The organism is Streptoverticillium reticulum (assembly GCF_047456005.1).
Taxonomy (GTDB): Bacteria; Actinomycetota; Actinomycetes; order Streptomycetales; family Streptomycetaceae; genus Streptomyces; species Streptomyces reticulum.
Map to the genome: position 1 here is coordinate 2,569,543 of NZ_CP179755.1, position 23,629 is coordinate 2,593,171.

A 23,629-nucleotide genomic window follows, 5' to 3' on the forward strand; every position below is an offset into this window, starting at 1 on the left:
GGCGCCCCGCGCGGTCACTTCGGGACGGTCCGTTGCTTCAGGACGATCTACTTCAGGACGAGCGAGGACCATGCCTTGACCCACTGGTCACGGTTCTTGGCGATCTTCTGCGGGTCGACGGTGGCCGAACTGTCGATCTGCGCACCGTACTTGGTGAACACCTCGGGCAGCTTGGCGTCCTGGTTCGCCGGCTTGACGAACATCTGGAGCGGCATGTCCTCCTGGAACGTCTTGCCCAGCAGGAAGTCGATCAGGGCCTTGCCGCCTTCGGTGTTCTTGGCGCCCTTGAGCAGTCCGGCGAACTCGGTCTGCCGGAAGCACGTGCCGGTCGCGACGCCGGTCGGGGCGTCCTTGGGGTCCGGCTGCGGCTTCATGTCGAGCACCTCGGCCGGCGGGCTGGAGGCGTAGGAGACGACGAGCGGCTTGTCGCCCTTGGCCTTCTTGCCGGCGGCGGAGCCGGAGAAGCGGCTGTTGTAGGCCTGCTCCCAGCCGTCGACGACCTCGACGTTGTTGTCCTTCAGAGCATTCCAGTAGTTCTGCCAGCCTTCGTCGCCGAACTTGGCGATGGTGGCGAGCTGGAAGGCGAGGCCCGGGGAGGAGGTGGCGGAGTTCTCGGTGACCAGGAGGTTCTTGTACTCCGGCTTGATCAGGTCGTCGAGGGTCTGCGGCGGGGCCAGCTTGTGGTCGGCGAAGTAGGCCCGGTCGTAGTTGACGCAGATGTCGCCGGTGTCGATGGGCGTGACGCGGTGCTGCGCGGCGTCGAGTTGAAGATCCTGAGGCACCCGGCTCAGGCCCTTGGCTTCGTAGGAAGTGAACAGCCCGTTGTCGAGCGCGCGCGAGAGCAGCGTGTTGTCGACGCCGAAGAAGACGTCGCCCTGCGGGTGGCTCTTGGAGAGGATGGCCTGGTTGACGGCCTGCCCGGCGTCTCCGCTCTTGATCACCTTGACGGTGTAGCCGGTCTGCTGCGTGAACTCCTTGAGCACGGAGTCCGAGGCCGCGAAGGAGTCGTGCGAGACGAGCGTGACGGTCCTGTCGCCCTTGCCGCCCGACGACTCGGAGCTCTTCGAGCTGCCGGAGCCGCCGCACGCGGCGAGTGCGGGCAGGCCGAGCACGCCGACGAGGGCGGCCCCGAGGGCACGCCGGAAGGTGGTGTTCATGGTCGAGCTGACTCCCTACGCCGGTACTAACCGGATCAGGTCCGAGGGTCTGCGGGCCGTGCCGCACTCTCAGCGCTGTGTGCGCTCCCCTGTCGGATGTTCATTTGTGCGAATGATGCAGACGGACAGTATCAGCCGGGCTCAGCGCTCGGTGGCGGCGAGCTGGCCGCAGGCCCCGTCGATCTCCTGGCCGCGGGTGTCCCGGACGGTCACCGGCACGCCGTGCGAGGCGATCGCCGCGACGAAGGCCCGCTCGTCCTCGGGGCGGGAGGCCGTCCACTTCGACCCCGGGGTGGGGTTGAGGGGGATCAGGTTGACGTGCACCCGCTTGTTCTTGAGCAGCCGGCCCAGGAGGTCGCCGCGCCAGGCCTGGTCGTTGATGTCCCGGATCAGGGCGTACTCGATGGAGATCCGGCGGCCGGACTTCTCCGCGTACTCCCAGGCGGCGTCCAGGACCTCGCGGACCTTCCAGCGGGTGTTGACCGGCACCAGGGTGTCGCGCAGCTCGTCGTCGGGCGCGTGCAGCGAGACCGCGAGGCGGCACTTGAAGCCCTCGTCCGCGAACCGGTGCATCGCGGGCACCAGGCCGACCGTGGAGACGGTGATGCCGCGCTGGGACAGCCCGAGGCCGTCCGGCTCGGGGTCGGTGAGCCGGCGGATGGCGCCGACCACGCGGTTGTAGTTGGCGAGCGGCTCGCCCATGCCCATGAAGACGATGTTGGACAGCCGCGCCGGACCGCCGGGCACCTCGCCGTCGCGCAGCGCGCGCATGCCGTCCACGATCTGGTGCACGATCTCGGCGGTCGACAGGTTGCGCTCCAGACCGGCCTGGCCGGTGGCGCAGAACGGGCAGTTCATGCCGCAGCCCGCCTGGGAGCTGATGCACATGGTGACGCGGTCGGGGTAGCGCATCAGCACCGACTCGACGAGCTTGCCGTCGTGCAGCCGCCAGAGGGTCTTGCGGGTGGTGTCGTTGTCGCAGGAGATGTGCCGCACGACGCTCATGAGCTCCGGCAGCAGCTCGCTCGCGAGCTTCTCGCGGGCGGCGGCGGGGATGTCGGTCCATGCCTCCGGGTCGTGCGCGTACCGGGCGAAGTAGTGCTGGGACAGCTGCTTCGCGCGGAACGGCTTCTCGCCGATCGCGGCGACCGCCTCACGGCGCTCTGCAGGGCTGAGGTCGGCAAGGTGCCGCGGGGGCTTCTTGGCTCCGCGGGGGGCGACGAAAGTGAGTTCTCCGGGCTTAGGCATGGTTCTTCCAGTGTCGCAGACGTACGGAACGGGGCCCGCCGTCCGTCGGACTGCGGGCCCCGTATAGCAAAAGTGCAGTTCAGGAGCCGACGAAGACCACCATCAGCAGCCAGACCACCGGAGCGGTCGGCAGCAGGGAGTCCAGCCGGTCCATGATCCCGCCGTGGCCGGGGAGCAGGGCGCCCATGTCCTTGATGCCCAGGTCCCGCTTGATCATGGACTCGCCCAGGTCGCCCAGGGTGGCGCTGACCGCGACCGCGAGGCCCAGCAGCAGGCCCTGCCACCAGACGCCGTCGTCGATCAGGAACTGCATGCACAGCGCGCCCGCCACCATCGCGAACGCCACCGCACCGGCCAGGCCCTCGCGGGTCTTGCCGGGGCTGATGCGCGGCGCCAGCTTGTGCTTGCCGAACCGCCAGCCCACCGCATAGGCACCGGTGTCGCTGACCACCGTCAGGATCAGGAAGGTCAGCACCCGCCAGGCGCCGTCCCCCGCGGCCAGCATCAGCGCCACGAAGGTCGCCAGGAACGGCACGTAGAAGGCCGCGAAGAGGCCGGCGGTGACGTCCTTGAGGTAGTCGTCCGGCGGCTCCGTCATCCGCCAGACGAGCACCGCGAGCGCCGTGAAGGCCATGGCCACCCACGCGCCCTCGGCACCGTTGACGTAGCCCGCGACCACCATCGCCGCGCCGCCGATCGCCAGCGGCACCAGGGGGGCCTTGATGCCCTTCCGCTCCGCGAGCCGGGAGGTCAGCTCCCACAGCCCGACCACCACGGCGAGCACGATCACGCCGAGGAAGACGGGCTTGTAGACGAACAGGGAGGCGAGGATGACCGCGCCGAGGCCGACCCCGACCCCTATCGCGGCCCGCAGGTCACGGCCCGCGCTCTTCTTCCCCGCCTGCGCCGCCTGGGGGGCGGCGGGCTCCTGAGGCAGGATGTCGGGCTCCTGTTCATCGCGGAACAGGGGGCCGCCGACATGAGCGGCACCCTGCTCACGGTCGTCCTGGTCTCCGCCTGCGTCGGGCACGATGGGCATGGGGCGAGTCTGCGCCGCCGCGCCCGCCTCGTGCAGAGGACCCGCCGGGCCGGAGGGACCCCCGTCGGGGGACCACCGGTGTCCCATGTGCGGCGGAGCTCCCCAGGATGCGTCGTTCATCAGACCTCGAGGAGCTCGGATTCCTTGTGCTTGAGCAGCTCGTCCACCTGCGCGACGTACTTCGCGGTGGTGTCGTCGAGCTCCTTCTCGGCGCGGCGCACCTCGTCCTCGCCGGACTCCTTGTCCTTGACGAGCTTGTCCAGGGCGTCCTTGGCCTTGCGGCGGATGGAGCGGATCGAGACCTTCGCGTCCTCGCCCTTGCCCTTGGCGACCTTGATGAACTCGCGGCGGCGCTCCTCGGTGAGCTCGGGGAAGTTCACACGGATGATGTTGCCGTCGTTGCTCGGGTTGACGCCCAGGTCCGAGTCGCGGATGGCCTGCTCGATGTTGCGCAGCGCGCTCTTGTCGAACGGCGTGACGACGGCCATGCGCGGCTCGGGCACCGAGAACGACGCCAGCTGGTTGATGGGCGTCAGTGCGCCGTAGTAGTCGGCCACGATCTTGTTGAACATCGCGGGGTGCGCACGCCCGGTGCGGATCGCCGCGAAGTCCTCCTTGGCGACCACAACGGCCTTCTCCATCTTCTCCTCGGCCTCGAGGAGGATCTCTTCGATCACCACTTGCTCCTGGTGTTATCAGTAAGCAGAGCCTCGCCCCTGCGCGCGTCTTCTCCTGCACGGTGTCCGACCGGCAGGCAGTTGTCCATCCCCGTGCCGAGGGTCTTCCCGCGGCACGGAGTTGCCGCCCCGGGCCCGCCGAGGCCGTCGGCGGGCGGTACGGGCGGCCGTGCGGGCTCTCAGTCCCGCGAGCCCTGGTCGCTCACGAGCGTGCCGATCTTCTCACCCTTGACCGCACGGGCGATGTTGCCCTCGGCGAGCAGCTCGAAGACGAGGATCGGCAGCTTGTTGTCCATGCACAGGCTGATGGCCGTGGCGTCGGCGACCTTGAGGCCGCGGGCGAGCACCTCGCCGTACTCCAGCGCGTCGAACTTGACCGCGTCGGGGTTCTTCTTCGGGTCGGCGTCGTAGATGCCGTCGACGCCGTTCTTGCCCATGAGGATCGCCTCGGCGTGGATCTCCAGGGCGCGCTGGGCGGCGGTGGTGTCCGTGGAGAAGTAGGGCATGCCCATGCCCGCGCCGAAGATCACGACGCGGCCCTTCTCCAGGTGGCGCACGGCGCGCAGCGGGATGAACGGCTCGGCGACCTGGCCCATGGTGATGCCGGTCTGCACCCGCGTCTCGACGCCTTCCTTGACCAGGAAGTCCTGGAGGGCGAGGGAGTTCATCACGGTGCCGAGCATGCCCATGTAGTCCGAGCGGGCCCGGTCCATGCCGCGCTGCTGGAGCTCGGCGCCGCGGAAGAAGTTGCCGCCGCCGATGACGACGGCGATCTCGTAGCCCTCGCGGACCACGGCCGCGATCTCACGGGCGATGGCGTGCACGACATCGGGGTCGACGCCGAGCCCGCCGCCGCCGGAGAAGGCCTCACCTGACAGTTTCAGCAGGAACCGGCGAGTGCCCTTGATGGCGCTGTTCTCGGCGGCCTGCGTGGCGTCCGCACCCTGATTCATTGGAAATCTCCTCGTGCACATACGAAGAAGGCCATTGCCGGACGGGTTCTCTTCGAATCCCTCTGCGGCAATGGCCTCCTCGTCACATCAGCGGCCGACTGGTGGACGGTCGGCTGCATACGACCCTAGCGGGTCGCAGGTCGTTCGCTGTCCTGCCGGGCGGCTCAGGCGCCGACGCGGATGCGCGCGAAGCGCTTCAGCGTGACACCGGCCTCGTCCAGGATCTTCTGGACGGTCTTCTTGTTGTCCTTGGCGAAGGGCTGGTCCAGCAGGACCTGCTCCTTGAAGAAGCCGGTGACGCGACCCTCGACGATCTTCGGCAGGGCGGCCTCGGGCTTGCCCTCCTCGCGAGCGGTGGCCTCGGCGACGCGACGCTCGTTCTCGACGACGTCGGCCGGGATGGCGTCGCGGGAGAGGAACTTCGGCGCAAAGGCGGCGATGTGCTGCGCGACGTCCTTGGCGACCTCGGCGTTCTCCTTGTCCAGCTCGACCAGCACGCCGACCTGCGGGGGCAGGTCCGCGGCGGTGCGGTGCATGTACGCGGAGACGTAACCGTCGCCGAAGGCGGCGAAGCGGTCCACGACGATCTTCTCGCCGAGGGTGGCGTTGGCCTCGTCCACGAACGCCTGGACGGTCTTGCCGGCCTCGATCTCGGAGGCCATCAGGGCCTCGACGTCGGCCGGAGCGGTCTTGGCGACGTGGGCGGCCAGGGCCTCGGCGACGGCCACGAACTTCTCGCCCTTGGCGACGAAGTCGGTCTCGCACTTGAGCTCGACGATGACGCCGGAGGTGTTGTCGGCGGCGATGCTCGAGACGACCGCACCGTTCTCGGTGGTGCGGCTCTCGCGCTTGGCCACGCCCTTCAGGCCCTTGACGCGGACGATCTCGACGGCCTTCTCGAGGTTGCCCTCGGCCTCGTCGAGCGCCTTCTTGCAGTCCATCATGCCGGCGCCGGTGAGCTCGCGGAGCTTCTTGACGTCAGCGGCGGTGAAGTTCGCCATCCTTGAATCCTTCTCGTGCACTACGCCTGGTCCCGGGCCATGGGCACCGGGCATGGGCTGGTCCGTCTTGAGGTCACCACAACGACCGGGCCCCGTCCAACGGACGGGATCCGGCCGTGGATCCACCGGGACACCGCGGGGGCACAGGGCCCCCACGGTGCGGTGCGGAGGGTCAGGCCTGCTCGGCGTCCGCGGCCGGCTTCTCGGCCTCGGCGGGGGCCTCGGCAGCGGCCTCGGCGGCGGGCTCGTCGGCCTTCTTCTCGCCCTCGAGCAGGTCGCGCTCCCACTCGGCCAGCGGCTCGGCGGCAGCCTTCTCGCCCTTGCCCTCGGTGGCGACACCGGAGCGGGCGATGAGGCCCTCGGCGACGGCGTCGGCGATCACGCGGGTGAGCAGGGTGACGGAGCGGATGGCGTCGTCGTTGCCCGGGATCTTGTAGTCGACCTCGTCAGGGTCGCAGTTGGTGTCGAGGATGGCGACGACCGGGATGCGGAGCTTGCGCGCCTCACCGACGGCGATGTGCTCCTTCTTGGTGTCGACGACCCAGACGGCGCTCGGCACCTTCTGCATCTCGCGGATGCCGCCGAGGGTCTTCTCCAGCTTGGCCTTCTCGCGGGAGAGGACCAGGAGCTCCTTCTTGGTGAGGCCGGAGGCGGCCACGTCCTCGAAGTCGATGAGCTCGAGCTCCTTCAGGCGCTGCAGGCGCTTGTAGACGGTCGAGAAGTTGGTGAGCATGCCGCCCAGCCAGCGCTGGTTCACGTAGGGCATGCCGACGCGGGTCGCCTGCTCGGCGATGGCCTCCTGGGCCTGCTTCTTCGTGCCGACGAACATGATGGAGCCGCCGTGCGCGACGGTCTCCTTGACGAACTCGTAGGCGCGGTCGATGTACGACAGCGACTGGAGCAGGTCGATGATGTAGATGCCGTTGCGCTCCGTGAAGATGAAACGCTTCATCTTCGGGTTCCAACGACGGGTCTGGTGACCGAAGTGGACGCCGCTCTCCAGCAGCTCCCGCATCGTGACGACGGCCATGGCCGCGCTCCTTGAGATACTCGGTTTCCACGGCGGCCGGCCGGCCGCCGCTCCTGACGCCCCGACGCGCCAGCCGTGACACTCCGTGCAGGCACAGGAGATCGTCGGACCGAGGGACACGTCCACCGGGAGACCGGTGGCGGGGCGTGCGAAGTCGACCCGGTGACCCGGATCGCCATGAGAAGTGTACGGGACCGGAGAAGGCCCGGGTGACGGCGTTGTGCACAACCCGCGAGTAGTCCACAGAACCCGGTCATGATCCCCGCAATCCGCCGCGCTCCGTCACCGTGGGCACATGCGATGGAACCACGTGCGACGGCACGCTCCCGGTCCTCTCCGTCTTCTCTGCCTCCTCTGTCTGGCGGTGGCGCTCTGTGTCTGCGCCCCGCCCGCCGGTGCGGCGCTGCTGCCGGCGGCTCCGGCCGGCCGCAGCGCGGACCGGGCCTGGCCCGTGGCCGGAGCCCGGGGCGGCCGGCCGCTGGTGGTGCGGGGCTGGGAGCCGCCCCCGGTGCGCTGGGCGGCCGGGCACCGCGGGGTGGATCTCGGCGCCCGTGCGGGAGCCCCGGTGCGGGCGGCCGCGCCGGGCAGGGTGTCCTTCACGGGCACGGTCGCGGGCCGCGGGGTGCTGTCGGTGGAGCTGGACGGGACCGGCAGCCCGCCCCTGCGGACGACGTACGAACCGGTGCGGGCGACGGTGCACGAGGGCGACCACGTGGCGGCGGGCCAGGTGGTGGCGGTGCTGGACGCGGACTTCGGGCACTGCGCGGCGGGCTGCCTGCACTGGGGCCTGCTGCGCGGGGACGTCTATCTCGACCCGCTGAGCCTGCTGCCGCCGTGGATGCTGCGGCGCCCGCCGTCGCGGCTGCTGCCGCTGACGGGCAGCCTGGAGAGTGCGGCCGCGTCCGCGGCCTCAGCCGCGGACGCCCCTCAGGGCCATGGAGACGGCGGCCTCGGTGATGTGCCCGGGATCCTCGGCCGCGCCGAGCTCGATGCGGCGCACCGCGGCGTCGACGACGCCCTGGAGCAGCATCGCGGCCAGCCGGGGCTGCTCGTGGCCCAGCACCTGGAGGGCCTCCACGACCATGGCGATCAGCCCGCCGTGCGCGGCGCGGATCTTCTCGCGGGCACCGGCGTCCAGCTCGCCCGCGGAGATGGCGACCACGGCCCGGTGCCGGCGGTCGCCGACGAGCGCCAGCTGCCGGCGCACATAGGCCTCGATCTTGTCCTCGGGGGTGGCGGCGCGCTCCATCGCGGCCTCGACCTCGGCGGCCCAGACGGGGAAGTCGACGGCGCACAGCTCCTCGACCACGGCCGCGCGCGAGCGGAAGTACTCGTAGACGGAGGACCGCGCGAGCCCGGTGCGCTCGGCGAGGGCGGGGAAGGTCAGCGCCTCCGTACCGCCTTCGGACAGCAGGGAGCGGGCGGCGTCGAGCAGGGCGCCGCGCTGCATGGTCCGGTGCTCGGCCACTGAGGCCGCTCGAATCCTGGGCACGGTCCCACTCTACGGACCGGCTTTGCCGGGGACGACGTTGGAGGGAGGAAATAGGGGAGGAATTGGAGGGACGATTCAGCGTCCCACGTCCGCCAGCTTGGCCCTCAGCTGGAGCACCGACTTGGTGTGGATCTGGCTGACCCTGCTCTCCGTCACGCCGAGCACGTGGCCGATCTCGGCGAGGGTGAGGCCCTCGTAGTAGTAGAGGGTCACCACCGTCTTCTCCCGGTCGGGAAGGGTGTTGATGGCGCGGGCCAGCAGCCGGCGCAGCTCGTGGTCCTCGGCGACCTCGACGGGGTCGTCGGCGGTGGTGTCCTCCAGCGTGTCCATCAGGCTCAGCCGGTCGCCGGCCTCGCCGCCCGCGTGCAGCAGCTCCTCCAGGGCCACCACGTTGGCCAGCGACAACTGGCTGAAGACGGCGTGCAGTTCGTCGAGCGGAATGCCCATCTCCGCCGCCACCTCGGCCTCGGTGGGCGTGCGGTGCAGGGCGGCCTCCAGGGTGGCGTACGCACGCTCGACGGCCCGCGCCTTCTGCCGGACCGAGCGCGGGATCCAGTCCAGCGCGCGCAGTTCGTCGATCATGGCGCCGCGGATCCGGGTGATGGCGTAGGTCTCGAACTTGATCGACCGCGCGGGGTCGAACTTCTCGATGGCGTCGATGAGTCCGAAGACTCCGGACGAGACGAAGTCCGCCTGCTCGACGTTGGGCGGCAGGCCCACGCTGACGCGCCCCGCCACGTACTTCACCAGCGGCGAGTAGTGGAGGATCAGTTGCTCCCGCAGCCGGTCGTCGCCCGAGGTCTTGTACGCCTGCCACAGCTCGTCGAGCGTGGCGGGCGCGGGCGGGCGCACGGCGCCGCGGGCCGCGGGAGGGGCCGCCGCGCGGTCGGAACCCGAGGTGTGCCGGTGCATGCGTCGTCTTGAGCCGTTCTGCTGTGACGTGGATCGGGTGGTGCGGATGGCTGGAATCCCGTGAGCGTAGCGTGACTGGAGGACTGCGGTGCGCGAGGAGACCCCTTCGGTGTGCGCAGATACGTTCCGCGGACCGCACGTCACGGCGACGGCCGCGGGGCGCCCGCGACGGCAGGGGCCCGTCGTAGGGCCGCAGCGGTCGCCCTCTTCACCCTTTCACCCGATCACCCCAGGTCAAGCACCGCCTCGCCGCACACCGGCTTGCCGTCCGGGGGGCTTGGGGGTGCTGGATGTTGACGTCGTGGCAGCCAACTGCCAGAGATCACCCTGTCGTTCCACGAAGCCCAGGGCCTGGAGCTCGTAGAGCCGGGCCAGGGTCCGCTCCCGTCCCATCCCGGCCTCGCGGGCGATCGCGCGGGCCTGCGCGCCCCGGCGCGCGGGCACCGCCTCCAGTGCTCTGGCCGCCTCGGGGTCGAGCAGGTCCCGGGCCACCACCGGCCCCCGGCGCAGCGGTGCCAGCTCCCCCATGCCGCCGACGAGCTCGGCGACGTCATCGGCGTCGGACACCAGGCACGCGCCCTCGCGCAGCAGTTCGTGCACCCCGGCCGAGAGCCCCGAAGTGACGGGCCCGGGCACGCCCATGGTGTGTCGTCCGAGCTCCCGGGCCCGCCGCGCCGTGACGAGCGATCCGCTGCGGTACTCGGCCTCGACGACCACGGTGCCGCGCGTCAGGGCCGCGATGACCCGGTTCCGCAGGACGAACCTGCTGCGCGTCGGGTGCCCGCCCGGGGGCAACTCGGCCAGCAGCAGCCCCTGTTCCGCGATGCGGTCGAGCAACTCGGTGTGCCCGCGCGGATAGGGCACGTCCACTCCCGAGGCCAGCACCGCCACCGTCGCCCCGTCGGCGGCGAGCGCTCCCCTGTGGGCGGCGCCGTCGACTCCGTAGGCCGCCCCGGACACGACGACCCAGCCGCGCTCCGCGAGCCCGGCGCCCAGGGTGGCCGCCACATGGGAGCCGTAGCCGGTGCAGGCCCGGGCGCCGACCACCGCCACGGAGCGCAGCGCCCACGTCCGCACGCCCGGACTCCCGCGCACCCACAGGCCGATGGGCCGGGCGTCGCCCAGGTCGTCCAGTTGTCCGGGCCATTCGAGGTCGCCGGGGCAGACGAAACGGCCGCCGAGCCGGGCGACGGCGGCGAGGTCGGCCACGGGGTCGAGCATCTCGGCACGGGCCCTGCACCCGGCCAGCCGCTCCTCCCGGGCGCCCTTCGGCGGCGGCCCGTTGCCCGTCAGCCCTCGCACCAGCCCCACGGGCCCCATCTGCCGCAGCCATCGGCCGACGGTCTCGTCACCGGGCTCGGTCAGCCGCGTCAGCGCCGCCCGCGCCAGCCGCTCGTCGCGGCCGGGACCCGTCACGGCCGTCCTCCCGCCAGGACCGCACCCCGCTGAATGCCGGTGCGCAGCTCCAGGGCCTGGGCGACGTCCTCGGCGTCGGGGCGGTCGTGACCGGCGAGGTCGGCCACGGTCCAGGCCACCCGGAGCACCCGGTCCAGCCCACGGGCCGTCAGCAGGCCGCGCTCCATGTCCCGCTCGGCCTCGGCCAGCGCCCCCGGACCGGCACGCCAGCGTGTGCGCAGCTCGTGCCCGGGCACCTCGCTGTTGGTGCGCCACGGCGTGCCCATGTACCGGTCGGCGGCCCGCTCGCGCGCGGCGAGCACCCGGGAGGCGACCACGGCGGTCGGCTCGGCGGTGCCCGGGCCGGTCAGCTCGGAGCGGGCCACCGGCTCGACCGTCACCCTCAGGTCCACGCGGTCCATCAACGGCCCGGAGAGCCGGGCGAGATAACGCCTGATCACCCGCGGCGGGCAGTCGCAGCCGTCCCCCGTCATACCGTGCCGGCCGCACGGGCAGGGGTTGGCGGCCAGCGCGAGCAGGAAGCGGGCCGGGAGGCGCATCACCCCGCCCGAGCGGGCGATGACCACGTGACCGGATTCGAGGGGCTGCCGCAGCGCGTCGAGCACCCGCCCGGGGAACTCCGGGGCCTCGTCCAGAAACAGCACGCCCCGGTGCGCCAGCGACACCGCCCCCGGCCGCGGCATCCCCGAACCGCCGCCGACCAGGGACGGCATGGAGGCGGAGTGGTGGGGCGCGCAGAACGGCGCGCGGTCGATGAGGGGTTGCCCCGGCGGAAGCACCCCGGCCACCGAGTGCACCGCCGTCACCTCCAGTGACTCCTGACGGGTGAGGGGCGGCAGCAGCCCGGGCAGCCGCTCGGCCAACATCGTTTTCCCTGCTCCCGGAGGGCCGTGAAAGAGGAGGTGGTGGCGCCCGGCGGCGGCCACCTCCAGGGCCCGGCGGGCACGGTGCTGCCCGGCGACCTCGGCCAGGTCGGGCCGGTCGAGGGCGTCCGGCAGGGGCACGCCCAGGGCGGCTCCCGGCAGGAGGAGCCCGGCCATCACGGGGTCCGGGTGGCCCTCGCCCGGCAGGCTCTCGTCCTCCTCGGGCACCGGCTCGTCGGCCAGGACGGCGATGACCTGGCGCAGGCTGCGCACCCCGAGGACCGAGATCCCGGGCACCAGCGCCGCCTCGGCGGCCGTGGCCTCGGGGACGACGACGTGCCGGTATCCCGCGTCGGCCGCGGCCAGCACCGCCGGGAGGACGCCGCGGACCGGGCGGACCCGGCCGTCGAGGCCCAGCTCGCCGATCAGCATCAGATCGGCGATGGCCCGCGGGTCCACGCGCTCGGCCGCGCCCAGGACGGCGCAGGCCACGGCGAGGTCGAAGCCACTGCCGCCCTTGGGGACGGAGGCCGGGCTGAGGCCCACGGTGAGCTTCTTCTGCGGCCATTCGGCACCGGAGTTGACCACGGCCGCCCTGACCCGGTCCTTCGACTCGACCAGGCTCTTGTCGGGCAGGCCGACCAGGGTGAAGGCCGCGACGCCGGGCTCCAGGCCGGCCTGGACCTCGACCACGACGCCCTCGACGCCGACCAGGGCGACCGAGCAGGTACGGGCGAAGCCCATCAGGCCGCCCCCCTGACGTGCTCCACCACGGGTGCACCGCGGTCGGGGACGGTCACACCCACCACGTCGATCCGCACACCGCCCGGCGGCGGCCCGCCGTGCCGCTCCAGCCAGCGCTCGGCCAGCAGTCTCAGCCGGCCGGCCTTGCCGGGCCGCACGGCCGCCAGCGGATGCTCGTACCGCCCGGCCCTGCGGGTCTTCACCTCGCACACGACCAGGGCGTCCGCATCACGGGCCACGATGTCCAGCTCGCCCTCGCGGCACCGCCAGTTCCGCGCCACCACCGTCATCCCGGCCGCGGCCAGCCGGCGCACCGCCAGGTCCTCCCCGTAGCGTCCGAGCGCTCGTCGAGCGTCCATTCGGCACCACCTCCCGCACCGAGAGTGACGCCTGCGCCGGAAACTGTTGGATCTTGGTGGATAACCCGGCGGTTGTGGAAAACCCCGTCACCCTCCCGGGAGGTCGAGGTCGGTCTTGTTCAGCTCCTCGATGTTCACATCCTTGAACGTGAGCACCCGTACCTGCTTCACGAACCGGGCCGGCCGGTACATGTCCCAGACCCACGCGTCGGCCATCGAGACCTCGAAGAAGACCTCTCCCTGCACGGAGTGGACCTGCATCTCGTAGTCGTTCGTGAGGTAGAAACGCCGCTCGGTCTCGATCACGTATTTGAACAGCCCGACGACATCGCGGTACTCCCGGTAGAGCTTCAGCTCCATCTCGGTCTCGTACTTCTCGAGGTCCTCGGCGCTCATGGCATGTTCCCCTTCAGCCGTGCGTCCCCCCATTGTGCTTCAGGCGCGCTCCGTCTCCAGGCGCACCGGTGAGCTCGGGGGACCCTCGTCGAGCAGCCTCTGCAGCAGCTCGGCGAGCCTGGTCGGATACACCGTCTCACGGGTCGCGAGCAGTTCCTCGCAGGTCCACCACCGCAGACCCGTGAGGCTCCGCCGCTCCAGCTCCGTCCCGCCGCCGGTCCAGTCGGGCTCCTGGTCCGTCCGGGCCAGGAAATAGCACTCGTCCTGGTCCCAGCGCCGCCCGTCGAACGGGAAGGAGCAGATGCGCCGCCAGAGCACCGGGCCCAGGTCGATCTCTGTGATCCCGGTCTCCTCGGCCAGTTCCCGGCGCGCCGCGTCCGCCCAGTCCTCGGCGCCCTCCAGCCCGCCGCCCGGGGTGAACCACCAGGTGTCGGAGGGGTCGTCCGGTTCGTAGCCGTGCAGCAGCAGGATGCGGTCCTGCCGGTCGAGCAGCACCACCCGGGCTGCTCTGCGGAGCGCGTCGTGCTCAGCCATGGGACGCCACCGCCTTCCCGTGCTTCTCCCGCCGCGCCGCCCGTCCCTCCGCCCGGCGTGCGAGGGGACCGTACGCCGCACCTCCCAGGATGAGCACGGCACCGGCGATCACTGCGGTCACCACCTGCGGCAGCGGTCCGGGCTGCGAGGTGCCGCCCGGGAGCGCGGCGAAGGACGCCGGGCGGCCGAGCATGCCCCAGCCGGATGCCGGCCAGGCCGTGGCGTCGACGCGCGCCCGGACGGCGTCGCGCGGCACCGTGCCGTGGCCGGGGTCGGTGAGGTGGTACCGGGAGTCGAGGGAGTCGGTGCGGTGGTCGCCCAGCAGGAAGAGCTGGCCCTCCGGGACGGTGGCCGAGAAACCGGTGGGCGAAGCGGGCCCCTCGGTACCGAGGTAGGGCTCGTCGATGGACCGGCCGTCGACCGTCAGCCGCCCCTGCTTGTCGCAGCACGCGACGGTGTCCCCGCCCACCCCGACGACCCGCTTGACCATCGGCACGTCGCCCCAGACCTTGTCCCGGAAGACGACCACGTCCCCGCGGCGCACGTCCCCGCCGTGGATGCGCTGGGCGAGCACCCGGTCGTCCCGGCCGATGGTCGGGGCCATGGAGTCGGTGGGCACCGCGTACGGCCGGTACAGGAACGCGCCCCAGGCGAAGCCGCCCAGGAAGAGCACACAGCCGAGGGCCACGGCCAGCCCGGACAGTGCCCTGCCCGGGCGGCCGTGGCCCTCGCCCGTACGTTCCGCTGTGCTCATCGCGACCCCCGTGTGCCTCGGATCCGCATCCCTCCGCCCGCGGCGGCATGGAATCGCACCCTACCCGGGGGTACCGGCGCCGGTCAGCCCTTCTGCGCGGCCTTCCCGGCGATCCGGCGGCGGCGCCACAGCACCAGCGGCACCGCGCCCGCCAGCCCCAGGGCCGGCGGTGCCGCAGCGGCGGCGGCGCTCAGCCCCGGCTGGTTGAAGGTGTCCGGCACCGGCAGCGTGGACCAGCGGTTCAGCGGCCAGGCGACGACGATGGCGCGCCCGACGACCTCGTCCTCCGAGACCGTGCCCTGGTACTTGTCCAGCTCCTGGTGGTAGCGGGAGTCGAGGGAGTCCTGGCGGTGGTCGCCCATGACCCAGATCCGGCCCTTGGGGACCTTGATCGGGCCGAACGGCTTGTCACCGCAGGGCGTGTTGCCCGGGAAGATGTACGGCTCGTTGAGCGGCTTGCCGTTGACGACCACCGGGTCGTTGTTGCCCTTGCACTCGACGGTGTCGCCGCCGGTCGCAATGACCCGCTTGATGAGGTCCTTCTCCTCGGCCGAGGGCATCAGGCCGATGAAGCTGAGCACCTTCTGCAGGCCGCCCGCGATCGGACCGTTGTCCTGCTGCGGGGTCTCGCCGAGCCAGCCGCCCGGATCGTGGAAGACGACGACCTCGCCGCGCTCGGGTTTGGAGCCGAACCACGGCGTGAGCTTGTCGACCAGCACGCGGTCGCCGCGCTGCAGGGTGTTCTGCATCGACTCCGAGGGGATCGAGAACGCCTGCACCAGGAAGGTCTTGATGATGAGCGCGAGGACGAGAGCGATGCCGACCAGGATCGGCAGCTCTTTCCAGAAGGATCGTTGTTTCTTGGGCACCATGCTGTTCGCACCCCGGCCGGCCGGCCGCCCGGGCTCCTCCCCGGACGTCACCTCGTCGTGCTCCGGCCCGGCCGGTCCGACCGCCGCCTGGGACATGGCCTCATCGGACGCGTCACCCCTCGGTGACCCGTCCGGCCCGCCGGGCCGCTTCTCGGGCTCTCCGTGACCGGACCGTGCGCCGACCGCCAAATCCCCCACAATCCACTCCTCACTCCACGCTGCCGCCTGTCGTACATACGACGCAGGCCCACCACTCCCATAACGAGCGGGAGTTCCGCAGGGGTCGGGAGCCGGATCATTCCGTCCTGATCCGTGGGGGACACCCTATGCTCCGGGACCTCCGCTCGCGCTCCCGCCCGCGGCGCGTCCCCGACCGATGAAAATCCGCCGGGTTCGGCCAGCCGGCTCCAGTGGCCGAACGGCCAGGCGATCACGATCGCCCGCCCGACCACCAGGTTCTCCGGTACGGTCCCCTGCCCGGCCTCGTCCAGATGGAAGCGGGAATCGGCCGAATTGGACCGGTGGTCCCCCATGACGAACAGCCGCCCCCGAGGGACCTTCACCTCGAAGCGGATCTGGGACGGCGGGTTGCCCGGGTGGATGTACGGCTCGTCCAACGGCGTTCCGTTGACCGTGATTTTGCCGTCCTTGTCGCAGCACTTGACCGTATCGCCGCCGGTGCCGATCACCCGCTTGATCAGGTCCTGCTCGTCGGCGGACGGCAGCAGGCCGATGAACGTCAGCCCCTGCTTGATCTGGCGGATGCCCACCGGATCCTGCCCGGTGTGCGTCTGCTCGCCCTCCAGCCAGCCGCCCGGGTCCTTGAAGACCACCACGTCGCCGCGGTGCGGCGTGGACCCGAACCACGGCGTCAGCTTGTCGACGAGCACCCGGTCGCCGATCCGGATGGTCTGCTCCATGGAACCGGACGGGATGACGAACGCCTGCACCAGGAAGGTCTTGAGCACCAGCGCGATCAGCAGCGCCACCGCTATGAGGACCGGCACCTCCCGGATCGTGGCCCGGCGCCTGCGCCGTACGACCCGGCGCGCGGCCTTCCGCCGTGCGGCCCGCCCCTCCGGTACGGGCTCCTCGGCCGCACGCCCCGCCGCCCTGCCGCGTCCCCTCGCGGCGGTACGACTGTGGCTACCCATGCGGCATACCGCCGTGGGCGGTCCCCGGCCCCGGGGCCGGTACGCCGTCGAAGGCGCCGGTCCTCGGCAGCGAGCGGATCCGGCCGAACGGCCAGCCGATCCAGTCGGCACGCCCTATGACCCGCTCCACGGGGACCGTGCCCCCGCCGGGCTCCCCCAAATGATCACGAGAGTCACGGGAGTCGTCGCGGTGATCCCCCATGACCCAGAGCTTTCCCTCCGGCACCACGATGTCGAACGGTACCCGGGACGGGGCGTCGCCGGGGTGGAGATAGCCGTCCTCCAGCACCGGATGGCCGTTGACCTGCAACAGCCCGCGCTTGTCGCAGCAGGTGACGCGGTCGCCGCCGATGCCCACGACCCGCTTGACGTAGTCCGTCCCCGCCGGGGTCATCAGGCCCACGGACGACCCCGCCTTGCGGATCACGGCCGTCACGGGGTTCTCGGCGGGCGGGTCCTGGACGAAGGATTCGGTGCCGTCGAAGACGATCACGTCGCCGCGGCGGGGCGTGTCGCCGAAGCGGTAGGCGAGCTTGTTGACGAGCACCCGGTCGCCGATCCGGAGCGTGTTCTCCATCGAGCCGCTCGGGATCAGGAAGGGCTGCACCAGATAGCTGCTGACCAGGAGTACGAACACCATGCAGCAGGCCAGCAGCAGCACGGCCCGGCGCAGCGGCCCGCCGCCCGTCGCCCACTCCCGCAGGGCGCGCAGCGGGGAGGAGCCCCGGACACGCGCAGAGCGCGACCCCTGCTCCTCCCCCTCGACGGGTTCTGGAGAGTGGTCGCGCTCCGGAAGCTGTGCGAACTGTGCGTCGGTGTCCATCGGGCCGAAAGCCTATCCGGCCCGGTCGGAACGCCCGCGAGCAGTTCAGTTGTCGCGCTTCTCCTTGATCTTCGCGGCCTTGCCGCGCAGCTCACGGAGGTAGTACAGCTTGGCGCGACGGACGTCACCGCGGGTCACGAGCTCGATCTTCTCGAAGATCGGGCTGTGCACCGGGAAGGTGCGCTCGACGCCGACGGAGAAGGAGACCTTGCGGACCGTGAAGGTCTCGCTGACGCCCGCGCCCTGACGGCGGATGACGACACCCTTGAACTGCTGGATGCGGGAGCGGTTGCCCTCGATGACGCGAACGTGGACGTTCACGGTGTCACCGGGACGGAAGGCGGGGACGTCGGTGCGCAGCGACGCGGCGTTGACGTTGTCGAGCAGGGAAGACATAGGAGTCTGCTTCCTCGCCGATGCCACAGGTCATCGGCGGAACGGTTCGGGAAAGTCGAAAATCGTGCCCGAGCGACGGGCGGCGTCGTTCCCCCTGTGGCAGGGGCGCGCGCCGGACGCAAGGCAACGGCTCATTCTTCCACGGCCTGGCCCAGTCGCCCAAATCGGCCGTCCTCACCCGGGGCCCAGCCCAGGATCGAGAGCATTTCGCGGTCCTTCTTGTCGAACGCCGCCGGGTCGGCCCGCTCGATCAGATCGGGCCGGTTCGCGGTCGTCCGGCGCAGCGCCTCGTCGCGGCGCCAGCGGGCGATCTTCCCGTGGTGGCCGCTGACCAGGACGTCCGGGATGCCGCGGCCGCGCCACTCCGGGGGCTTGGTGTAGACCGGGCCCTCCAGCAGGCCGGCCATGGCGCCGGGCGCGAAGGAGTCGTCGCGGTGCGACTCGGCGTTGCCCAGCACGCCGGGCAGCAGCCGGGCGACGGCCTCGACCATCACCAGAACCGGGGCCTCGCCGCCGGCCAGCACGTAGTCGCCGATGGAGACCTCGCGCACGTCGACGCGGTCGCCGTACTCCTCGATGACACGGCGGTCGATGCCCTCGTAGCGGGCCGGGGTGAAGACCAGCCACGGCTTCTCCGAGAGCTCGACGGCCAGCTCCTGGGTGAACGGCCTGCCGCTCGGGGTGGGCACCACGATCACGGGCGCCCCTTCTCCCGAGGCGATGATCTCGTCGAGTGCCTCGCCCCACGGATCGGGCTTCATCACCATGCCGGGGCCACCGCCGTAGGGGGTGTCGTCGACGGTGTTGTGCTTGTCGTGCGTCCAGCTGCGCAGGTCGTGGATGCGCACGTCCAGCTGCCCGCGGGCGCGGGCCTTGCCGACGAGCGAGACGTTCAGCGGTTCGAGGTACTCGGGGAAGATCGTGACGACGTCGAGGCGCATCAGGCGTCACCCTCCTCGCGGGAGCTCTCCTCGCCTGAGCTCTCCTCGCCTGAGCTCTCTTCGCGGGAGCTCGCGACCTCGGCCTCGGCGCCGTCGAGCAGCCCGCGGGGCGGGTCGACGACCGCGCGCTGGGCGTCCAGGTCGATCTCCGTGACGATCTCGGAGACGAACGGGATCATGACCTCGCCGCCGTCGGGGCGCTCCACGATGAACAGGTCCTGCGAGGGCAGGTGGGAGATCTCCGTGATCCGGCCGACGACCGTGCCGTCGACGGTGACGACCTCGAGGTCCATCAGCTGGTGGTCGTAGAACTCCTCGGGGTCCTCGGGCGTCTCGTCCGGGTCGACCTCGGCGATCAGGAGGGTGTTGCGCAGCGCCTCGGCGGCGGTGCGGTCGCCCACGCCGGCGAAGCGGAGCAGCAGCCGGCCGCTGTGCACCCGGCCGGACTCGATGGTGAGCGGCCCCGTACCGGCCGGGTCGGTGGCCAGCACGGCCCCGGGTCCGAGCCGCAGCTCGGGCTCGTCCGTACGCACCTCAACGGTGACCTCGCCCTTGATCCCGTGGGCGCGGCCGATCCTGCCGACTACGAGCTGCACGATCCTGTCCTCACTCAAAAAGTCCCGTACTCAGAAATTCCGTACGAACGCGACAACGGGCCGGGAAGGAGAACCCTTCCCGGCCCGTGCCGGTGCTCAATCGCTTGCTCAGCGAACGTGGTCCACGTCGACGAGGTCGACGCGGATGCCCCGGCCGCCGATGGCGCCCACGACGGTCCGCAGTGCACGCGCGGTGCGGCCGTTGCGGCCGATCACCTTGCCGAGGTCGTCGGGGTGGACCCGGACCTCCAGCACGCGCCCGCGGCGCAGGTTGCGCGAGGCGACCTGCACGTCGTCGGGGTTGTCGACGATGCCCTTCACGAGGTGCTCAAGGGCCTCCTCGAGCATCCTCAGGCCTCGGTCGACGCGGACTCGGCCTCGGCGGCCTCGTCCTTCTTCTCCGACTTCTTGGCCTTCGGGGTGATGGCCTCACCCTTCGCGTCGTTCGCCTCGAGAGCCTTGGTGAAGGCCTCGAACGCGGCGCGCTTGTCCTTCGGCTCGGCCACGAGCATCGGGGCCGGGGCCGGCAGACCCTTGAACTTCTGCCAGTCGCCGGTGACCTTGAGGATGGCCAGGACGGGCTCGGTCGGCTGGGCGCCGACGCTCAGCCAGTACTGGGCACGCTCGCTGTCGACCTCGATGCGCGAGGGGTTCTGCACCGGGTGGTACAGGCCGATCTCCTCGATCGCACGGCCGTCACGGCGGGTGCGGGAGTCGGCGATGACGATGCGGTAGTGAGGCGAACGGATCTTGCCCAGACGCTTCAGCTTGATCTTGACTGCCACTGGAGTGGTGTCTCCTGGTCTTGACGTGGTTGGGCACAACGGGATGCCACGTGGGGTTGCGGTACTCGGGTGCCCGATGGACGCGTCAGCCGGAGGAGAGAGGGGTCCTGTGCGACTGTCGAGTACAGCCCCCCATTGTGCCATACCGGCCGGGGGCGGCCGACCCGGATCGGCCGGCCGCGCCCCGTGACCGGCCCGGATCCGCCTCAGCCGACGGAAACGGCCTCGGGAATGCGGAACGGCTGGCCGCAGCCGCCGCACATGATCGGCGCCTGCGCGAGCACGGAGGGCACGACCCGGACGTTGCGCCCGCAGTCGCAGACCGCCTTCACCCGCACCCCGCCGCCGGACGACCCGTGCCGGGCCGCCGGACCCCGGAAGGTACGGGTGGTGTCGGCCGCCGTGGCGACCGTGTGCGCCTTGAGCGCCCGCTGGAGTCTGTCGATGGTGGGGCGGTAGCGCTTGCGCGCCTCCGGGTTGAGCGCGACCAGGGAGAAGCCGCTGCTGGGATGCGGCTCCTCGCTGTGGTCGAGCCCGAGCTCCTCCGCGATCGCCAGGAACCGGCGGTTGTGGTAGCGGCCGGCGCGTGAGGTGTCCCGGACACCGCGGGCGGCCGCGATGCCGTGCACTGCCTCGTGCAGCAGCCTTTCGAAGGAGAGCTCGGCGCCACAGGCGGACGACGACTCCCCGATCAACGATTCGGGCGCGGCTAGATCCGGCAGCTCGGGGTGGTACCGCTGAATGTCGGCCCACGCCTGCGCCAGCTCTGCGGCGAGTACAGGTGGTGTCGTGCTCACGTCGTGACAACGAGCAGGGACGGCCCGGTGTTCCGATACCGGGCCATCCCAAATATTTTGCACGTACCAGTCAGTTTCCCGCCTCATACGCCCTGACGAGGGCGGGTGCGCAGAACTGCGGAGAACCCGCGCACCTGTTCGCAAGGTGGGACGTACTGACGCATCAGTAAGCGCTCACGCGCTCACCGCACGACGCCTCAGTAGGCGCGCGCGACGATCGCCAGGGCACCCGCCGCGTCGTCCGACTCCGGCACGGAGCCGTCCTCGTTGACCAGGCAGCGCACCGTCACGGCCTGCTCGGCCAGCTCGGCCTCGCCGTCCGTGCCCAGCACCGACCACGGGATACGCGCCCAGCCGCCGGCGATCGCGGCCTCGGCCGCCTCGTCGATCGTCTTCACGTCCGTCGTACGGGACACGCGGCGCTCGCGCGACTGGCGCAGCAGCAGCTCCTGGTCCTCCTCCAGGACCTTCGGCAGCAGCGCGGCCAGCTCGTCCGCATTGTCGACGCGTACCGTCTCCTTGCCGCCCGGGATGCGGCGGGCCAGCATCGCGGTGCCGTTCTCCAGGTCGCGCGGGCCGATCTCGATGCGGACCGGCACGCCCTTGAGCTCCCAGTCCACGGCGCGGCGGCCGAAGGGGGTGTCGGTGCGGTCGTCGACCTGCACGCGGACGCCCGCGGCCTTGAGCACGTCGCCGATCTCGCGGACCTTGGCGAGCACGGCCTCGTCACCCTTGATCGCCAGAACGACGGCCTGGACCGGCGCCAGCCGCGGCGGGACGCGCAGGCCGCTGTCGTCGCCGTGCGACATGATCAGACCGCCGACCATGCGGGTCGAGACGCCCCAGGAGGTCTGCCAGACGAGCTCCTGCTGCCCGTCCTTCGACAGGTACGAGGTGTTGAACGCCTTGGCGAAGTTCTGGCCGAGCTCGTGGCTGGTGCCCATCTGCAGCGCCTTGCCGTCGCCCATCATGCCCTCGAGGGTGAGGGTGTTGATCGCGCCCGCGAAGCGCTCCTTGGGCGTCTTGCGGCCGAGCACCACGTCGATGCCCAGGACGTTGACCATGAAGTCGTAGTAGACGTCACGGTGGATGCGGGCGGCGTAGTCGCGGGCGTCCTCGTAGGTGGCGTGGGCCGTGTGGCCCTCCTGCCAGAGGAATTCGCTGGTGCGCAGGAAGACGCGCGGGCGCATCTCCCAACGCACCACGTTCGCCCACTGGTTGATCAGCAGGGGCAGGTCGCGGTAGCTCTGCACCCACTTGGAGAAGTACTCGTTGATGATCGTCTCGGAGGTGGGCCGGACGACGACCGGCTCCTCGAGCTCCTTGCCGCCGCCGTGCGTGACGACCGCGAGCTCGGGGGCGAAGCCCTCGACGTGCTCCGCCTCCTTGGTCAGGTAGGACTGCGGGATGAAGAGCGGGAAGTACGCGTTGGAGGCGCCCGCGTCCTTGATCCGCGCGTCCATCTCCTGCTGCATGCGCTCCCAGAGCCCATAGCCGTACGGTCGGATGACCATGGTGCCGCGCACCGGGCCGTTGTCGGCCAGCTCGGCCTTGTTGATCAAGTCCTGGTACCAGCGCGGGAAGTCTTCCGCACGGGGAGTGAGAATGGGAGCCTTTGCCATGGTGGGAATGGTACGGGGCGCGTCACGCCGAGTGTGAATCCATCTCTCCGCAACCCCGCCCGTCCGGCCCCCCGAACGTTCTCCCCACAGCCCCTGGACTCGGGGACGGAAGCGGAGTTCTCTGGCATCGGGGGGCTTTTGCAGCAGCGCGCACGGCACCACACATGGGGGCGGCTTTTCGGACGTGGACACGGCTCTCGGCGGATTGGGGCGCATTCGATGACACCAACGCTCGCTCGGCGGCACCGGCCGTCCTCGACCTCGCCCGACACCCGGGCCCGCGACTGGGCGGAAATCCAGGAAAGGATGCTGGTGCCGCTCTACGAGGCGGTCTACGAACGGCTGGAGACCGGACCCGGCACCCGGCTGCTCGCCCTCGGCTGCGGCTCGGGCCTCGCCCTGCTGATGGCCGCCGCCCGCGGCGCCGAGGTGTGGGGCACCGAACACGACCCGTCCCGGCTGGAACTGGCCCGCGACCGGCTGCTGCCGGAGGGCGCGCCCGGCGCCCGTGCGTCCGGTGCCCGGCTGCGGCCGGGCGGCCCGGAGGCCGTACGGCGGCCCGGCGACGGGCCGTTCACCCTCGTCACCGCCTTCGGCCCGCTCTGCCCGACGGGCGGCGGTCCCGGCGTCGGGGTGCCGGAGCTCGTCCGCGCGGCGGGCCTCGCCGAGCGCGGGGCACCCGTCGTGCTGGCCGGGTGGGGGCCGCCGGAGCGCTGTGCCGCATCGGGGGCGTTCCGGGTCGCGGCCCGGCTCGCGGACCCCATGTGCGCGCCCGCCCGGTGGCGGCCCAGCGGCCGCGACGACCTGGAGGAGCTGGCCCGGGCGGCGGGTCTGCGGCCCGCCGGTTCGGGGCGGGTGGCCTGCCCGTACGGATATGCCGGCATGGACAGCGCCATCCGCGGACTGCTCTCCACCGGCGCCTTCGACGCGGCCGAGCGGGCCACGGACGAGGAGCAGGTGGCCAAGGAACTGGCCGAGGCGCTGCACCCGTATCTGCGGCACGACGGCACGGTGTGGATGCCGAATGTGTTCCGGTATCTGGTGGCGCACCACTAGCGGGGCAGGGGC

Annotated in this window: 25 protein-coding genes, 2 pseudogenes and 1 riboswitch; of the genes and pseudogenes, 2 read left to right on the forward strand and 25 right to left on the reverse strand. The window is 71.3% G+C overall.

The features are described 5' to 3' along the window. Positions 1-47 precede the first annotated feature (47 nt). From ACMATS_RS11385 to rpsB, 7 genes are all read right to left on the reverse strand, one after another. The gene (locus tag ACMATS_RS11385) at positions 48-1,157 is read right to left on the reverse strand and encodes a thiamine ABC transporter substrate binding subunit (RefSeq protein WP_414167843.1); all 1,110 of its coding nucleotides are present in this window, start codon (positions 1,155-1,157) and stop codon (positions 48-50) included. Further along, positions 1,153-1,258: riboswitch (TPP riboswitch) on the reverse strand. (Overlaps the previous gene by 5 nt.) A 40-nt stretch (positions 1,259-1,298) precedes the next feature. Further along, complete coding sequence (gene rlmN, locus ACMATS_RS11390) at positions 1,299-2,405, reverse strand: 23S rRNA (adenine(2503)-C(2))-methyltransferase RlmN (protein ID WP_414167844.1); 1,107 nt, start codon at positions 2,403-2,405, stop codon at positions 1,299-1,301. 79 nt (positions 2,406-2,484) lie between these two features. Then, positions 2,485-3,564 (reverse strand): phosphatidate cytidylyltransferase, encoded by a 1,080-nt coding sequence (locus ACMATS_RS11395; RefSeq protein WP_390776745.1) that lies wholly within the window; start codon positions 3,562-3,564, stop codon positions 2,485-2,487. Continuing rightward, positions 3,564-4,121, reverse strand: coding sequence for a ribosome recycling factor (gene frr, locus ACMATS_RS11400; RefSeq protein ID WP_004944809.1), 558 nt, complete (start codon positions 4,119-4,121; stop codon positions 3,564-3,566). The genes ACMATS_RS11395 and frr overlap by 1 nt, the downstream gene beginning before the upstream one ends. Positions 4,122-4,300: 179 nt before the next feature. Beyond that, complete coding sequence (gene pyrH, locus ACMATS_RS11405; RefSeq protein WP_390776744.1) at positions 4,301-5,074, reverse strand: UMP kinase; 774 nt, start codon at positions 5,072-5,074, stop codon at positions 4,301-4,303. Between the two features lie 164 nt (positions 5,075-5,238). Next, positions 5,239-6,075 (reverse strand): translation elongation factor Ts, encoded by an 837-nt coding sequence (gene tsf / locus ACMATS_RS11410; protein WP_391151762.1) that lies wholly within the window; start codon positions 6,073-6,075, stop codon positions 5,239-5,241. Positions 6,076-6,247: 172 nt separating this feature from the next. Further along, the gene (rpsB, locus tag ACMATS_RS11415; protein WP_390776742.1) at positions 6,248-7,105 is read right to left on the reverse strand and encodes a 30S ribosomal protein S2; all 858 of its coding nucleotides are present in this window, start codon (positions 7,103-7,105) and stop codon (positions 6,248-6,250) included. A gap of 295 nt (positions 7,106-7,400) precedes the next feature. Here rpsB and ACMATS_RS11420 point away from each other — a divergent pair. Next, positions 7,401-7,862: pseudogene (locus ACMATS_RS11420) on the forward strand (peptidoglycan DD-metalloendopeptidase family protein); the annotation flags it as partial. 153 nt (positions 7,863-8,015) lie between these two features. Here the strand turns inward: ACMATS_RS11420 and ACMATS_RS11425 are convergent. The 18 genes and pseudogenes from ACMATS_RS11425 to proS form a co-directional block, all read right to left on the reverse strand. Beyond that, positions 8,016-8,555 (reverse strand): TetR/AcrR family transcriptional regulator, encoded by a 540-nt coding sequence (locus tag ACMATS_RS11425; RefSeq protein ID WP_390776816.1) that lies wholly within the window; start codon positions 8,553-8,555, stop codon positions 8,016-8,018. 117 nt (positions 8,556-8,672) lie between these two features. Then, positions 8,673-9,509, reverse strand: a complete 837-nt coding sequence (whiG, locus tag ACMATS_RS11430; protein WP_390776741.1) for an RNA polymerase sigma factor WhiG — start codon at positions 9,507-9,509, stop codon at positions 8,673-8,675. 234 nt (positions 9,510-9,743) lie between these two features. Continuing rightward, positions 9,744-10,925 (reverse strand): DNA-processing protein DprA, encoded by a 1,182-nt coding sequence (dprA, locus tag ACMATS_RS11435; protein WP_414167845.1) that lies wholly within the window; start codon positions 10,923-10,925, stop codon positions 9,744-9,746. Next, on the reverse strand, positions 10,922-12,532 hold the full coding sequence (locus tag ACMATS_RS11440; RefSeq protein WP_414167846.1) for a YifB family Mg chelatase-like AAA ATPase: 1,611 nt from the start codon (positions 12,530-12,532) through the stop codon (positions 10,922-10,924). Before ACMATS_RS11440 ends, dprA begins: the two co-directional genes overlap by 4 nt. Further along, a complete protein-coding gene (locus tag ACMATS_RS11445) occupies positions 12,532-12,891 on the reverse strand; it encodes a YraN family protein (protein WP_336415621.1) in 360 nt (119 codons plus the stop codon). Before ACMATS_RS11445 ends, ACMATS_RS11440 begins: the two co-directional genes overlap by 1 nt. An 87-nt stretch (positions 12,892-12,978) precedes the next feature. Next, positions 12,979-13,287, reverse strand: coding sequence for a DUF2469 domain-containing protein (locus ACMATS_RS11450; RefSeq protein WP_007821609.1), 309 nt, complete (start codon positions 13,285-13,287; stop codon positions 12,979-12,981). A 39-nt stretch (positions 13,288-13,326) separates the two neighbouring features. Next, a complete protein-coding gene (locus ACMATS_RS11455) occupies positions 13,327-13,821 on the reverse strand; it encodes an NUDIX hydrolase (protein WP_390776738.1) in 495 nt (164 codons plus the stop codon). Continuing rightward, positions 13,814-14,575, reverse strand: coding sequence for a signal peptidase I (gene lepB / locus ACMATS_RS11460; protein ID WP_414167847.1), 762 nt, complete (start codon positions 14,573-14,575; stop codon positions 13,814-13,816). Before lepB (ACMATS_RS11460) ends, ACMATS_RS11455 begins: the two co-directional genes overlap by 8 nt. 83 nt (positions 14,576-14,658) lie before the next feature. Beyond that, on the reverse strand, positions 14,659-15,636 hold the full coding sequence (lepB, locus tag ACMATS_RS11465; protein ID WP_390776815.1) for a signal peptidase I: 978 nt from the start codon (positions 15,634-15,636) through the stop codon (positions 14,659-14,661). Continuing rightward, positions 15,560-16,601: pseudogene (lepB, locus tag ACMATS_RS11470) on the reverse strand (signal peptidase I). Before lepB (ACMATS_RS11470) ends, lepB (ACMATS_RS11465) begins: the two are co-directional and overlap by 77 nt. After that, a complete protein-coding gene (gene lepB, locus ACMATS_RS11475; protein ID WP_390776736.1) occupies positions 16,594-17,424 on the reverse strand; it encodes a signal peptidase I in 831 nt (276 codons plus the stop codon). Before lepB (ACMATS_RS11475) ends, lepB (ACMATS_RS11470) begins: the two are co-directional and overlap by 8 nt. A 45-nt stretch (positions 17,425-17,469) precedes the next feature. Further along, complete coding sequence (gene rplS, locus ACMATS_RS11480) at positions 17,470-17,820, reverse strand: 50S ribosomal protein L19 (RefSeq protein WP_336415617.1); 351 nt, start codon at positions 17,818-17,820, stop codon at positions 17,470-17,472. A 131-nt stretch (positions 17,821-17,951) separates the two neighbouring features. Beyond that, the gene (trmD, locus tag ACMATS_RS11485; protein ID WP_390776735.1) at positions 17,952-18,761 is read right to left on the reverse strand and encodes a tRNA (guanosine(37)-N1)-methyltransferase TrmD; all 810 of its coding nucleotides are present in this window, start codon (positions 18,759-18,761) and stop codon (positions 17,952-17,954) included. After that, positions 18,761-19,357: a ribosome maturation factor RimM gene (rimM, locus tag ACMATS_RS11490; protein ID WP_414167848.1), complete on the reverse strand. Its 597-nt coding sequence runs from the start codon at positions 19,355-19,357 to the stop codon at positions 18,761-18,763. Before rimM ends, trmD begins: the two co-directional genes overlap by 1 nt. Positions 19,358-19,465: 108 nt before the next feature. Then, the gene (locus tag ACMATS_RS11495; RefSeq protein WP_004924853.1) at positions 19,466-19,705 is read right to left on the reverse strand and encodes an RNA-binding protein; all 240 of its coding nucleotides are present in this window, start codon (positions 19,703-19,705) and stop codon (positions 19,466-19,468) included. A gap of 2 nt (positions 19,706-19,707) precedes the next feature. Beyond that, a complete protein-coding gene (rpsP, locus tag ACMATS_RS11500) occupies positions 19,708-20,142 on the reverse strand; it encodes a 30S ribosomal protein S16 (protein ID WP_336415614.1) in 435 nt (144 codons plus the stop codon). A gap of 206 nt (positions 20,143-20,348) precedes the next feature. Then, complete coding sequence (locus ACMATS_RS11505) at positions 20,349-20,939, reverse strand: hypothetical protein (RefSeq protein ID WP_336415613.1); 591 nt, start codon at positions 20,937-20,939, stop codon at positions 20,349-20,351. A gap of 197 nt (positions 20,940-21,136) precedes the next feature. Further along, positions 21,137-22,561 (reverse strand): proline--tRNA ligase, encoded by a 1,425-nt coding sequence (gene proS, locus ACMATS_RS11510; protein ID WP_390776733.1) that lies wholly within the window; start codon positions 22,559-22,561, stop codon positions 21,137-21,139. A gap of 219 nt (positions 22,562-22,780) precedes the next feature. Between proS and ACMATS_RS11515 the strand changes: the two genes are divergently transcribed. Then, positions 22,781-23,617 carry an SAM-dependent methyltransferase gene (locus ACMATS_RS11515; protein WP_414167849.1) on the forward strand — a complete coding sequence of 279 codons (837 nt, stop codon included), beginning with the start codon at positions 22,781-22,783 and terminating at the stop codon, positions 23,615-23,617. Positions 23,618-23,629 lie beyond the last annotated feature (12 nt).